Consider the following 13,614-nt stretch of genomic DNA (forward strand, 5'->3'; position numbering starts at 1 on the left):
CGCATCATGGCCGCGAGCCGCCGCTGGTGACGGGCGGCTTCCGTCCCGTTGCGCCGTCGAGAGGTCACAGCCTCTTTGAAAGCGGGCGCTCAACGGTTGAGTCAGCTGCCGCCGAAGGGGGTACCTCGGAGCGGCGATACTGTTAGTGCACACAATTTAAGCAGGCGAGGGGGAAAATGCGAATTAGTCGAATCTCGGTCGAGAATTACGCCAACTTCGAGAACGTCAACTTTGCCACTGACGACAGCCTGGTGATTGTCGGAGAGAACAAGGCAGGCAAGAGCAACTTGCTCAGGGCTTTGCGCTTAGTGCTCGACCCCATGCTGCCTGACCGTGACCGGCAATTGGGCCTCGAGCACTTTTGGGACGGCTTAGGCGACGCGAAGCTTGGCGCTACCGTCAAAGTTGTCGTGGAGATCACCGACTTCGAGGACAACGACAACCTGCTCACTGTCCTGGGCGGCAGCCTAGTCGGCACTGAAAGCCCAGTCGTCGCTCGGCTGACCTACATGTATCGCCCCAAGGCTGCGCTTGAGGGCGCGGCGCCGAAAACCTTGGCAGATTACGAGTTTCTGGTGTTCGGCGGCACCAACGAGGACAACGCTTTTACGGCTGCCCGCAGGCGCGAGCTACCAATGGATTACCTGTTTGCTTTGCGTGATGCAGAAGGTGACCTGCTGAATTGGAGGCGTTCGCCTCTTCGGCCCATCATTGAGGAGCTGACTGCTAGTCTGGATGAGAAAACCCGCGAAGAGCTACAGCAGCTTGTAAGCAATGCCCAGAGCGCCCTCGCGCAGCGTCCTGAGGTCTCTGCGGCCGCAGGCAAGGTGTACGACCGGCTTGTGGAGATGGTCGGCAACGAACACGCGGTATTTTTGACGCTGGGCGCGACCCCGACCAATGTGGACGTACTGCTGCGGGGTTTGCGGCTTCTAATCGACGGGGGCGCTCGTGGCATTGGCGACGCAAGCCTAGGAACGGCGAACCTGCTCTTCTTGACCCTGAAGGGGCTGGAGCTTGAGCGAGCAGTCGAGGCTGGGGAACGCAGTCACACGTTCCTTGCTATCGAGGAGCCCGAGGCGCACCTGCATCCACATGTTCAGCGGTTGGTGTACAGGCACTACCTTGGTGAGGAGGACGATGCGCCGCAGAACGTCACCACCATCTTGACGACACATTCGCCGCATATCGCGAGCGTCGCGCCTCTGCGCTCCATCATCCTGCTACGTGAGGACTCTGAAGGTGGGTCGACGTCGATTACCTCCGCGGCTGAGGTGGAGCTACTGCCCGACGAAGAGGACGACCTGCAGCGGTACATCGACGTCACCCGGGGCGAGCTCTTCTTCGCACGCGGCATTATTTTCGTCGAAGGCGACGCAGAGCGGTTCCTAATCCCCGAGTTTGCCGCTGCGCTCGGCGTCGACCTCGACACACTTGGGGTGACGGTGTGCTCCGTGGCCAGCGCGAACTTTCTGCCCTACGTGAAGCTAGTGGGGCCTGATGCCTTGGGAGTCCCCTTTCTAATCTTGACGGACCTTGACCCGCCGGAGGACGGGGGCGAGCCGCTTGCCTTTGCCAGAGTCCGCGACATCTTGGGCCTGTGGATGGAGCAAGAGGACATCGACCAATACAAGGAGTTCGACGACATCTGGGAAGACGGCGAGTTGAATGGCATTTTCGTCAACGACAAGACGCTGGAAGTCGAGCTGTTCCAGGCTGGGATGGGGCCTGCAATGGCGCCCATCTTACAGAAGCACGCGAACTCTTGGGGTGACCAGCGAAGGGCAACGATGAATAGCTGGATAGCCGACCCGACCAAGCTGGATGAAGGCAAGCTTCTGGGTTGGATCGGCGAAGTCGGCAAAGGCCGTTTCGCGCAGGCACTGGCCGGCTCCGCCGCCGAGGCGGTTTGCCCTGAGTACATCAAGAAGGCGCTGACCTACGTGAAAAATGGCTTCTCCCCAGTCGAGTCCTAAATACCTGCAAGCTGCGCTGCAGCTGCGGGACAATCCCGGACAGTGGGCGGCTTACGAGTCCACCGGAAACTGCTGCGTGCTGGCAGGTCCGGGCAGCGGGAAGACGAAGACGCTCGTCACGAAGCTGGCGCGTGTTATGGCAGAAGACGTCCGGTCGCCTCGAGGGGTGGCCTGCATTACCTTTAGCAATGAAGCAGCGCGTGAGCTCATCCGCCGCCTTCGGCAACTTGGTCTCGAGCAGTCCCCGAGACTCTTCGTGGGCACCGTTCACTCATTCTGCCTGCTGCATCTGATGCTGCCATTTGCGCAACTCGCTGGCCTGGATCTGCCTTACCCACTGAAGGTCGCCACGGAGTCCGAGGCCGCGAGCATATATCGGGCGGTGGCAGACAAGCTTCGCGGCGTCGGGCAGCCGTTGCGCAAAGAGGATGCAGACCGCCACCGCCGAGTGAACCTAGACCGCAGCGGCCAGGAATGGACTGAGAACGAGGAGATAACGGTCCTGGCAGAGGCGTACGAGCAGGAGTTGCGCAAGCAGGGACTCATCGACTTTGAGGATATCGTCCACTACGGTCAGCGCCTCGTGAACGAGCATGACTGGGTGCTAAAGGTCATCCGAGCCAAGTTCCCGGTACTGGCAGTAGACGAATACCAGGATTTGGGAGCTGCGCTGGACCGCATCGTGCGCCGGTTGACCTTTGACGCCGGCGTGCGACTCATCGCCGTCGGCGATGTGGACCAGTCCGTCTATGGCTTCACGGGAGCAAACAGCGAGCTGCTGGAGGATCTGTCCAAAGAAAACGACGTCGAGACCATCCGGCTGAAAATCAATTACAGAAGCGGCACCGGCATCATCGAGGTCGCGCAGCGGGCCTTGGGAAAAGACAGGGGCTACGAGTCTTCAGAACCTGAGAGGCAAGCCTCCGTCCAGGCGCACAAGTGCGACAAAGGTCTGCAGCACCAGGCTGAGTACGCCATGCAGACGCTGGTCCCCGCAGCATTGGCTGCCAAGCAGGGGCGGCAGCTTGGTGATATCGCAGTGCTATACCGAAACCGGAATGTGGGCGACGCAGCGGCAATTGAAGCCGTGAAGGCCAAGTATCCGTTCGTCCGCATCGACAACGCCGCCCCGTACCGCAAGGTGCCTCTCACGAGCTGGGTGGAGGATTGCGCCATCTGGTGCGCTGGAGGCTGGAAGGTTTCGTCACCACCGCTGCACGATCTGCAAGGCCGATGGATTTCCTTCCATGGTGGCTTGTCGGACAAGGAGGCGCGGGACGGGGCCGCGCGACTTACGCGCTTTCTGTGGAACCACCGCGGCGATGGTGCGGCGCTCGACTTTGTCGCGGCGCTACGCGCCGAACTGCTCAACGTGTTAACTGCCGCCCGACAAGAGCTTGCCGACCAGACTGCGCACTTGGAAGGCATGCATCAGGCACTCGAGAAAGGCGGAGTTCTTGTCGGCACAACAAAGGCGCAGCTTGGTCGCCGTGATGGGGCGCCCAAGCTGCTCAATCTGCTCACGCTCCACTCCGCGAAGGGCACGGAGTACGACGTCGTCATCATCCTGGGCCTGGACCAAGGCGAGTTCCCCTCGCCAAAATGGGCTGACAACACTCCCGAGAGGATGGAGGAAGCGCGTCGCTTATTCTACGTAGGTATCACGAGAGCGCGCGACAAAGTTCATCTGATGTACAGCGGATTCAGGCAGGACCGGTTCGGCAGGACATGGCGCGAAGGGCCGTCACAGTTCTTGGATGGCCTGCTGACGTAGCTCTACACCGAGGGAGGCGCGCAAAGCGATGCCAGCGCATTGAATGCCCGGTAGGCGCGGCTGGGCATCTGCTTGCAAGTAGATATGTACGTACCCAGTGTTGAGTGCGTGTGTTCGTGATGGAGATGTCGACGTCCGTTGAATTGCCCGCTCTCAGCTGTTCCGCCCCGCACCTACATCGAGCAACTGAGAGAGTTTCAACCGACTATTGATACGTTGTCCGAGGGTGGCAGCCCTGAACGGAGGTGGCAGGCGCTCAGGCCGATGCTGCATCGGTTTCCGGCGCTGCGTCCACCTCCAACTCCGCGTCCGAATCTTCATTTTCGAACACTCCTTCAAGGTAGTCGGCGTAACGCTGCTGCAAGTATTTGAGCGACGCGTCACGATCAACCTGAACGTCTAGATGGTCCTGGAAAAATTTTAACCGCGCGCGGTTTTCGTCCAGCACCTGAGCCCATGTTTTCGCATAGATGTTGACGTTTGGCTTTTCCAAAATCAGCCCGGTTTCGTCCTTCACCAAGTGCTCAGCATAGGGTTTTAGTTCGTCGCTGATCACCCAAAATGCCCACGTCACCCCGACTTTGGTAAAACGCGGGTCCTCCATCACAGAAAACGCATAGCCCTGAATCTGCGTCACCTCATCAGAACCGATGGGTACCTTCGGCGCTTTCAGTTCGACGACTAGGTGCGACAAACGGTTCGCCCTGTGCTGCTTCGTCGCCCTCGAAAGCATGAGATCTACGATGCCCCGCGTCTGTGAAATGTGCTTCACTGGCTCGTCAATCACAATCTTCGGATCCAGCAACCTCTTATGTTCAACCAGAACCTGAGTCAGCGACTGGTCATCCACCGACAAGCCGAACTCTTCGCCAAAGAGCCAGCAGTTCTGAGCGATGATGCGATGTAGCTGCGATCGTTCTTTTACGCGCTTCTTGGGCTCCGGGTCGAAGAGCACGGCCTCCAAACCGTTGAGGAACTTCAAGCGGTCCGAGACCACCTTCGCAGCTCCGATGATCGAAGAGAGCGTCGTGTCGCGCAGAAGTTGCGCGAGTTCTTGCTGTTGCCGTTTCGGCAGTCGAAGCACCTCGTCCAGGATGACCTGCAAGTCCTCAGGGCTGCGCTCGATCGCCTGGCGCAGCATTCGAAGTTGAAACGCCTTATTTTTGCTTTGCGTCGAACTGAAGTCTGGCAGGTGCCGTGCCACGTTAACAGCCACGATGTCGAACACCTGTCGTTCGACCTTTTCGACTGCTGTCACCGGGTCGCCCGCGAACGGGTAGACCTCTTCGCTCTTCCACTCTTCCACGACCGTTCTAGCCTGCTCCGCCGCTCGGGTGCGGAAGTGATCCTTGATCGTTTGTTGCGCCTGCGCAATAGCATCAACAACTGCGGTCTGCATTTCCGCAAGATCGACCGTCCCCTCCTTCTGTGCGCGGTCGAAATACGGCGAATACAGGTATCCAGAGAACGTGAAATTACCAATGTGGAAGCGACGATCTACCTGCAACAGCGGGAAACGTTGTTGGTTGCAAAGGTACAGCGTGCGGTTGCCTGCGGCTTTCCATTCGACAACGTGCAGACGCACCCAGTGATCCTTACCGTCAATTTCAATGTCGTCTAGGTTGAAGCTCTTGCGACCGGCAACGGCCGATGCAGGGTTGATGGATCGCCCGTCCAGCACGATCTCCGTGTTCTCCTCATAGTCTGCCAGATACAGCGCGAAGATCTCGGTTAACTCCTGACGACCTTCGTCCGACGTAAACGTCCGGAAATCTTTGGTGGGTTCACGGATCGTAAGCGTCACCCCCGATTGCACATCGCAAGTAACCTGCACCTCGTCGCTCACGTTGACATGACGGATGTCGAACTCAGTCATGCGGATAGTGTAGGACCAGCACTTGCCATCCCGACGGTAGACCACCGCCCATTCGGCGACGCTGCCAAGAGCGAATGCCTTAAAACGCCCACGACCTTCCTGCCCATGAAGGAACCGGCCGGAAACGGTTTGTGATTTGGATTTTTTCCAGGAGCCACCGAGGAAGCGGAAAAAGCCGGGTGCATCCGTACGGGCGATACCCGCTCCATTGTCTTTGACGACAATGGCATCCAATAACCCTAGCTCGTTGTATTCGAACGAGACGTCCACAATTGTCGCGTCGGCGTCGAACGCGTTCCAGATCAGTTCAGCCAGCGCCGGAATGGGGCGAGCACGCGTGATCTTCTCGAGATAGTCCGATTGCACCTCAACTGGATACTGTTCTGCCGCCATGCCTTCTCCTATCTTATTTTCCAGGGCTGCCTACGGCGCGCTTTGTATCGCAGCATTCTACTGTTGCAGCGCAGCCAACTCTATACCAGTGACTCTGAATAACACTAGGTATGTGGAGGCGACCTTGAGACGACGGTTCTCTCCCAAAAAGTCACCAAGGCAACGGTAGTCAGCGCCTTACGCCGGCCTAAACTGGCCGTTCCAGAACAGCCACATTTGCCTACTCTCGCCCGAAAGCAGACCATGACAATCTGCATTAAACAGGAATTAACATTCTAGAAAATGACGGCCAGCGATCTCTACGTTTGCCGACGCATCAGAATCGTCAACTAAATCCTCGGCTTCCCGTGCTTTCGTCAACGCTTCTGCGAGACCGGCACTGGGGACCGGAGCATTGCACGAGATAGTTTTGCCCTTTCGCAAACGCGAGAGCGCAACAAAGCCCTCCGCGATCTCGGCATACAAATCCCGCTTCTTCATCTTCCGCTCTTCCTTTTTTATAAGCCGATAAACCTCTAATCGCCGTCCCCCTCTATCCGAGAAGCCGTTCATCTCGCTGGGCAGCCGAATCTGTCATTGTGGCGAACCACTCTTAATTGGTGAACTCCATAGTCGCCAATATCGGACTTCGGGACGGTCCTCCGGCTCACTTCATTCGCATCCGATGGGGTGAACCGACTTGATTCGGACCTCGCGTCAGCGCTCCCGGCGAATCATTTCTTAAGCGCCAAGCCTATTCGCCAACCACACCGTCGCTCCCCCACACCCGGCATCCTCCACCACATGCCGCACCACCTCAAACCCATTCACCCCCAACAACTCCCGATACTCCACCCCCTCCAAACTCCCGTGATACAGCGGTCTCTCCTCAAACTCCCCAATCGCCTCACCCAACCCCGGCCCGCTCGTAAACATCAACACCGCCCCCCGCGCAGCCAACCGCCCAAACTCCCCGAACATCCACCGCTGATCCTCTGGCGACAAATGAAAAAAGCTATGCCAAGCGATCAACCCATCAAACGGCCCCGCGACCGCCATCCGCCGCATATCCGCAGCAATCCACTGATGCTCAGGAAACGCCGCCTTCGCCCGCTTCAATAACGGCACCGACGTATCCACACCCGTAACCCGGCAGCCTCGCTCAATCAGATACTCAGCAATCGGCACCCCAAACCCACACCCAATATCCAGCACCTGCGGACTGGCCCCCGGCAGCAGCGCCAGAAACGCATCCAGCCACGCGCGTTCGATCAACCCCGTCCCACGCTGCCGCACAAACGCGTCGGCATGATCCCGATAGATCGACACCACTTCATCAGCAGGCGACTTGGACATCATCAAACTCCCGTAACGGCGACCACAAAAAACGAGCCTTTTGAATCGAGCGAATCAACCGCAAACGCCCGCGTCCCCATGGAAGCACTCCCAAGCCTCCGCCTCAATATCCTCAATCACCACCCCATCCTCACCCGCAATGGTGAACTGCTCCTGGCTATCGCCAATACTCCCCGCCCCATCCAACCCCAGCAGCAGCGAATACATCGTGTCCCGCAGCGCCAGATCCAAAACGCCACGCACACCCTCCAGCTGCTCCGCAGACAACCCCAGCCCGCGCACCCTGGCCGCGACGGCACTCCCGCCATCCGCCGCCATGAACGACTCCAACAGCTCACCCCGCAGCGCATTCCAGTTGCCGACAAATTCCTTCGCGTCCATTCGATTCCCTTAACGTGTCCCAACCCGCGGCCGCACACCCAAACCCAACCGCGATCCATTCAACCCAAAAAAACAAGGGCCGCATAATCGCGGCCCCTGCATTCACTAACTTCTAACCCTCATCAAGCCTTACGCACCTGCGCAATCAGCGCATCCAGTTGCTTCAGCATCGAATCCACTTCCTCAGCCGTCACATTCAGCGCGGGCATGAAGCGCAGCAAATTCGGACGCGGCGCGTTCAGCAGCAGACCTTCCGGCGCCTGATTACGCGCAGCCTCGACAATCGCCGGGCCATCATCACGATCCATCACCAGCGCACGCAGCAGGCCCATGCCGCGTTCGCCCTTCATGCCGTACTTGGCCGAGATGGCCAGCAGGCCTTCGGAGAGTTGCTTGGCGCGGGCGTTGACCGCGTCCATGAAGCCCGGCGCGACCAGCGCGTCGAAGACGGCGACGCCGACGGCGGTGGTCAGGGGGTTGCCGTTGTAGGTGCCGCCTTGGTCGCCGTGCTGGAACACGCTGACTTCCTGACGGGCCAGCAGGGCGGCCAGCGGCACGCCGCCGCCGATGCCCTTGGCCAGCGTCATGATGTCGGGGACGACGTCAAAGTGCTGGTAGGCGAACATCTTGCCGGTGCGGCCCATGCCGGTCTGGACTTCGTCGACGATCAGCAGCAGTTGGTTCTCGTCGGCCAGCTTGCGCAGGCCCTGCATGAATTCCTTGGTGGCGGGCAGCACGCCGCCTTCGCCTTGGACGGGTTCCAGCATGATGGCGACGGTCTTGTCGTCAATCAGCTTGCGCACGGATTCCAGGTCGTTCAGTTCGGCCTTGGGGAAGCCTTCGACCTGCGGGGCGAACATCTTGTCCCAGCCCGGCTTGCCCGACGCGGACATGGTGGCCAGGGTGCGGCCGTGGAAGCCGTGGTTCATGGTGATGATCTTGTAGGCGCCGTTCTTCTTGACCTGGCCCCACTTGCGCGCAAGCTTGATGGCGCCTTCGTTGGCTTCGCCGCCGCTGTTGGCGAAGAAGACGCGGTCAAAGTCGGATGCGCCGGTCAGGCGCTGGGCCAGCTCGATCGAGGGGATGTTGTAGAACGCCGGCGACGGGTTCATCAGCTTTTGCGACTGTTCGACCAGCGCGCGCTGCATTTCGGGCGCGGAGTGGCCCAGGGTGTTCACCGCCCAGCCCTGCACGAAGTCCAGATATCGCTTGCCCGCGTGATCCTCCAGCCAGGATCCCTTGCCGCTGACGAACACGAGGTCCGGGCGGGAGGTGATCTCCATGAGGGTGTTGACGTTGAACTGGCTGAATTCCATGGCGGTTCCTGCGGGATGTAAGGACAGGGGATGAAGGGAATTTCGGGGAACTTCCCCGGGGGAAGCGCGAAAAGGCAAATGTAGCACCGACGGGGGGATGCTATCGTGACGCTACCCCTCCGATCTGCCCCGGGCCGGCCTCACAAGGGCTGCCAGCGCGGGCGCTCTATTTTATGCAGGCGATGCGCCCCTCGCGCGCCGTCCGCCGTCGCTTTTTACTGACCAATCATGAAACGTATTCTTTCCAGTCTTGCCGCCGGCCTGGCGTTGGCCGCCGCCATGACGCCCGCCCACGCGGAATTTCCCGACCGTCCCATCCGCCTGATCGTGCCGTTCCCGCCGGGGCAGGCGACCGACATCTTTGCGCGCGCGCTGGCCGAGAAGCTGGGCGCGGCGGTCAAGCAGCCGATTGTGGTGGAGAACCGCGCGGGCGCGGGCAGCAATATCGGGATGGAGCAGGCCACGCGCGCGGCGCCGGACGGCTACACGCTGGTGATCGCGGGTAGCGCGGCAGCGGTGAATCAGACGCTGTACAAGACCATCAATTACAGCCTGACGAAGGACTTTGCGCCGGTGTCGGGTGTGTTCTCGGTGCCGCTGATGTTCCTGGCAACGCCGGCGTCGGGGATTACGTCGCTGCAGCAGCTGGTGACGCAGGCGCGTGCGAATCCGGGCGAGCTGGCGTATGCCAGCGCGGGGATTGGCGGCACGCAGCATTTGTCGGCCGAGATGTTCAAGGCGGCGGCGGATATTGATATTCGCCATATCCCGTACAAGGGCAGCGGTCCGGCGCAGGCGGATTTTCTGGGGCATCAGGTGCCGCTGATGGTGGACTCGGTAACGGCGGGTTTGCCGCACGTGCAGAGCAAGAAGGCCGTGGCGCTGGCGGTGACGACGGCCAAGCGGCTGCCGCAGTTGCCTAACGTGCCGACGGTGGCCGAGTCGGGTTATCCGGGGTTTGAGGCGATCGGCTGGGCGGCGGTGTTGGCGCCGAAGGGGACGCCTGCGGAGATAACCAATGCGCTTAGCAAGCAGATCGGGCAGGTGTTGAATACGCCGGAGATGCAGAAGTTCTTCCGGGATCGTGGTGCGGAACCGATGCCGCTGACGCCTGAGGCGACTGGGACGTTTATCGCCTCGGAAGTGGATAAGTGGGGCAAGGCGGTCAAGCAGTCGGGTGCACAGGTGGATTGAGCGCAGGTTGCGATTGATGTTGTTGGAAGCCGTCCCTGGATAGGGGCGGCTTTTTTTGTTGGGGGGTACTGGGACGCTTGGCGGGGGTTGGACACCGCGGTTCTTGTGTGGGTGGGCGGCATCTTGCCAGGTGTCAGACACCCGTGTGGGGGCAGCTTGAGCCTGCCGAGTTGCTTATGGGGTGTCAGACACCTTCCTGCTAAGCAGACACCTTCCTGCTGAGACACTCCGCTTGGCAGGTGTCTGACACGCAGTGAGACGGCCTTGAGTCTGCCGCCGCGCTTGCCGGGTGTCAGACACCTGGTTTTCGAATAGCCCCCGGTGGCCGACGCGATCCAAACCAGTGCCGCCGCGCCCGCCGACGGCGCATCAGGCGCACCAGAACGGGGCAAAACACGCACCACCCCCGTCGCTTCCCCGCGCAGCCTACATGGCACAGAACTTGCATCTCCTCGCTTTGTATACCGACTTGGTGTGCAACGCATTGACCCGGCCGGGCAGTGCGGGCCCTGGAGAGTTCCTCATGAAACGCAGATCCCTGTTGCTGTCCCTTTGCGCCGCCGCCACCCTGCTGGCCGCCCCTGTGTCGCACGCCGACGCGCTGGACGATATCGTCAAGGCGGGCGTCATCAAGATCGCCGTGCCGCAGGACTTTCCGCCGTTCGGATCGGTGGGCTCGGACATGAAGCCGCTGGGCTATGACATCGACACGGCCCAGCTCATCGCCAAACAGTTGGGCGTGAAGCTGGAACTGGTGCCGGTCACCAGCGCCAACCGCGTTCCCTACCTGCAGAGCAAGAAGGTGGATCTGGTGATCTCCAGCATGGGCAAGAATGCCGAGCGCGAGAAGGCTATCGACTTCTCGGACGCCTACGCGCCGTTCTTCAACGGCGTGTTCGGCCCGGCGGACCTGAAGGTGTCGTCCGCCGCGGATTTGGCCGGCAAGACCATCGGCGTGACGCGCGGCGCGGTGGAGGACATCGAGCTGACCAAAATTGCGCCCGAGTCCGCCACGGTCAAGCGGTATGAGGACAACAACGGCACGATCACCGCCTTTCTGTCGGGACAGGTGCCGATGATTGCGACGGGCAACGTGGTGGCCGCGGCGATCCTGGCGCGCAATCCGCCCAAGAAGCCCGAGACGAAATTCCTGATCAAGAACTCGCCGTGCTACATCGGCCTGAACAAGGACGAACCGAAGCTGCGCGCCCGCGTGAACGACATTCTGGCGGCCGCCAAGCAGGACGGCTCGCTGTCGGCGATTTCGCAGAAATGGCTGGGCGCCGCGCTGCCCAAGGATCTGTAGCCTGAGCGCGGCCGTCATGGCTTACCAGTACGACTTCGCCTCGGTGTTCGAGTACACGCCGGTGCTGCTCAAAGGCATCGGCGTGACGATCGAACTGATTGCGTTCGGCGCGGTGGCGGGCGTGGCGATCGGCATCGCGTGCGCGTGGGTGCGCACGCAGGGCCCGACGTGGCTGCGCGCGCCGGTCAGCGCGTATGTCGAGCTGATCCGGAACACGCCGTTTCTGATCCAGCTCTTTTTCGTGTTCTTCGGCCTGCCGTCGCTGGGCATCCAGCTTGGCGAAATGCAGGCGGCGTGCCTGGCGATGGCATTGAACCTGGGCGCCTACAGCACCGAGATCATCCGCGCCGGCATCGACGCCACGCCGCGCGGGCAGTACGAGGCGGGCGCGAGCCTGGCGCTGTCGCGGCTGCAGGTGTTCCGGCACATCGTGCTGATGCCCGCGCTGATGCGGATCTGGCCGGCGCTGTCGTCGCAGATCGTGATCGTGATGCTGGGATCGGCGGTGTGCTCGCAGATCGCGGCCGAGGACCTGACGTTTGCCGCGAACTTCATCCAGTCGCGCAATTTCCGGGCGTTCGAGGTGTATCTCGTGACGACCGGCATCTATCTGGCGCTGGCGGTGCTGCTGCGGCAGATCCTGCGCATGACCGGGCGGCGGCTGTTCCGCAAGGCGGCACGATGATTGAATTTTCCACCTGGGACATCGTGCGCAACCTGCTGCTGGCTGCGCGCTGGACGATCGTGCTGTCGCTGGCGGCCTTTGCGGGCGGGGCGTTGATGGGCGTGCTGGCGCTCATGATGCGCACGTCGCGCGTGGCCGCGATGCGGCGCATCAGTTGGGCGTACATCGAACTTTTTCAGGGAACGCCGCTGTTGATGCAGCTGTTCCTGGCGTTTTTTGGGCTGTCGCTGATCGGCGTGGAGGTGCCGCCGTGGCTGGCCGCGGGCGCGGCGCTGACGTTGTGGTCGGGCGCGTTTCTGGCCGAGATCTGGCGTGGCTGCGTGGAGGCCATACCGAAGGGACAGTGGGAAGCGTCGGCCAGCCTGGCGCTGGGCTACGTGCAGCAGATGCGCTATGTCGTGCTGCCGCAGGCGCTACGCATTGCGGTGGCGCCGACCGTGGGCTTTGCGGTGCAGATCGTCAAGAGCACGGCGCTGACGTCCATCATCGGCTTCACGGAACTGTCGAAGGCGGCCACGGTGATCACCAACGCCACCTTCAGCCCCTTCACCGTCTATGCCTGCGCGGCGCTGATCTACTTCGCGCTGTGCTGGCCCCTGTCGCGCCTCAGCCTCCGGCTGGAAAGGAAGTTGCATGCCCCTCATCGCCCTTGAAGACGTCCGCAAGCGGTTCGGCGACAACGAAGTGCTGAAAGGCGTGACGCTGCGCGTCGATCCTGGCGAGGTGATTGCCATCATCGGCAAGAGCGGTTCGGGCAAGAGCACGCTGCTGCGATGCATCAACGGGCTGGAGCAGATTGACGGCGGCGCGATCATGGTGGCCGACGCGCAGCTGGGCGATGACGAGCTGCGGCTGCGGGCGCTGCGGCTGAAGGTGGGCATGATCTTTCAGCAGTTCAACCTGTTTCCGCACCTGACCGTGGGGCGCAACGTGATGCTATCGCCCATGGTGGCCAAGCGTGTGCGCGAGCGCGACGCCGAGGACATGGCGCGCGCCATGCTGACCCGGGTGGGACTGGCGCACAAGTTCGACGCGTGGCCCGACGAATTATCGGGCGGACAGCAGCAGCGGGTGGCGATTGCGCGCGCGCTGGCGATGCAGCCGCTGGCGCTCCTGTGCGACGAGATCACGTCGGCGCTGGATCCGGAGCTAGTCAACGAAGTGCTGGCGGTGGTGCGGGAATTGGCCGCCGACGGGATGACGCTGTTGATGGTGACGCATGAGATGCGTTTTGCGCGGGAGGTCTGCGACCGGGTGGTGTTCATGCACCAGGGCCGGGTCCACGAGATCGGACCGCCGGACGAGCTCTTTACCGCGCCGGCCACGCCAGAGCTGCGGCAATTTTTAGGGATGACAGATCTGGCGGCCGACCGGTAAA

The 13,614-nt window shown here is 61.2% G+C and carries 11 protein-coding genes; 7 read left to right on the forward strand and 4 right to left on the reverse strand.

What is annotated here, in order from left to right:
* Positions 1-176 precede the first annotated feature (176 nt).
* Positions 177-1,976, forward strand: a complete 1,800-nt coding sequence (locus ASD71_RS15970) for an ATP-dependent endonuclease (protein ID WP_056565808.1) — start codon at positions 177-179, stop codon at positions 1,974-1,976.
* Positions 1,951-3,750: an ATP-dependent helicase gene (locus ASD71_RS15975; RefSeq protein WP_056565812.1), complete on the forward strand. Its 1,800-nt coding sequence runs from the start codon at positions 1,951-1,953 to the stop codon at positions 3,748-3,750. The genes ASD71_RS15970 and ASD71_RS15975 overlap by 26 nt, the downstream gene beginning before the upstream one ends.
* A gap of 256 nt (positions 3,751-4,006) precedes the next feature.
* Here ASD71_RS15975 and ASD71_RS15980 read toward each other — a convergent pair whose 3' ends face one another.
* The 4 genes from ASD71_RS15980 to ASD71_RS15995 all read right to left on the reverse strand — a co-directional run bounded on the left by ASD71_RS15980 (position 4,007) and on the right by ASD71_RS15995 (position 9,051).
* A complete protein-coding gene (locus ASD71_RS15980; protein ID WP_056565816.1) occupies positions 4,007-6,019 on the reverse strand; it encodes an ATP-binding protein in 2,013 nt (670 codons plus the stop codon).
* Between the two features lie 720 nt (positions 6,020-6,739).
* Complete coding sequence (locus tag ASD71_RS15985) at positions 6,740-7,357, reverse strand: trans-aconitate 2-methyltransferase (protein WP_056565819.1); 618 nt, start codon at positions 7,355-7,357, stop codon at positions 6,740-6,742.
* 51 nt (positions 7,358-7,408) lie between these two features.
* Positions 7,409-7,735 carry a hypothetical protein gene (locus ASD71_RS15990; RefSeq protein ID WP_056565822.1) on the reverse strand — a complete coding sequence of 109 codons (327 nt, stop codon included), beginning with the start codon at positions 7,733-7,735 and terminating at the stop codon, positions 7,409-7,411.
* A 122-nt stretch (positions 7,736-7,857) separates the two neighbouring features.
* Complete coding sequence (locus tag ASD71_RS15995) at positions 7,858-9,051, reverse strand: acetylornithine transaminase (protein WP_056327713.1); 1,194 nt, start codon at positions 9,049-9,051, stop codon at positions 7,858-7,860.
* 228 nt (positions 9,052-9,279) lie between these two features.
* Here ASD71_RS15995 and ASD71_RS16000 point away from each other — a divergent pair, with 228 nt between their 5' ends.
* From ASD71_RS16000 to ASD71_RS16020, 5 genes are all read left to right on the forward strand, one after another.
* The gene (locus tag ASD71_RS16000; protein WP_056565825.1) at positions 9,280-10,245 is read left to right on the forward strand and encodes a tripartite tricarboxylate transporter substrate binding protein; all 966 of its coding nucleotides are present in this window, start codon (positions 9,280-9,282) and stop codon (positions 10,243-10,245) included.
* Between the two features lie 523 nt (positions 10,246-10,768).
* On the forward strand, positions 10,769-11,551 hold the full coding sequence (locus ASD71_RS16005; protein WP_056565828.1) for a transporter substrate-binding domain-containing protein: 783 nt from the start codon (positions 10,769-10,771) through the stop codon (positions 11,549-11,551).
* A gap of 16 nt (positions 11,552-11,567) precedes the next feature.
* Positions 11,568-12,236, forward strand: a complete 669-nt coding sequence (locus ASD71_RS16010) for an amino acid ABC transporter permease (protein WP_056565831.1) — start codon at positions 11,568-11,570, stop codon at positions 12,234-12,236.
* On the forward strand, positions 12,233-12,889 hold the full coding sequence (locus ASD71_RS16015) for an amino acid ABC transporter permease (RefSeq protein WP_056565834.1): 657 nt from the start codon (positions 12,233-12,235) through the stop codon (positions 12,887-12,889). Before ASD71_RS16010 ends, ASD71_RS16015 begins: the two co-directional genes overlap by 4 nt.
* Entirely contained in the window at positions 12,870-13,613 is a 744-nt protein-coding gene (locus ASD71_RS16020) for an amino acid ABC transporter ATP-binding protein (protein WP_056565836.1), read from the forward strand. The genes ASD71_RS16015 and ASD71_RS16020 overlap by 20 nt, the downstream gene beginning before the upstream one ends.
* The last annotated feature ends 1 nt before the right edge of the window (position 13,614 follow it).

Source organism: Achromobacter sp. Root565 (assembly GCF_001427425.1).
Taxonomy (GTDB): domain Bacteria; phylum Pseudomonadota; class Gammaproteobacteria; order Burkholderiales; family Burkholderiaceae_B; genus Achromobacter; species Achromobacter spanius_D.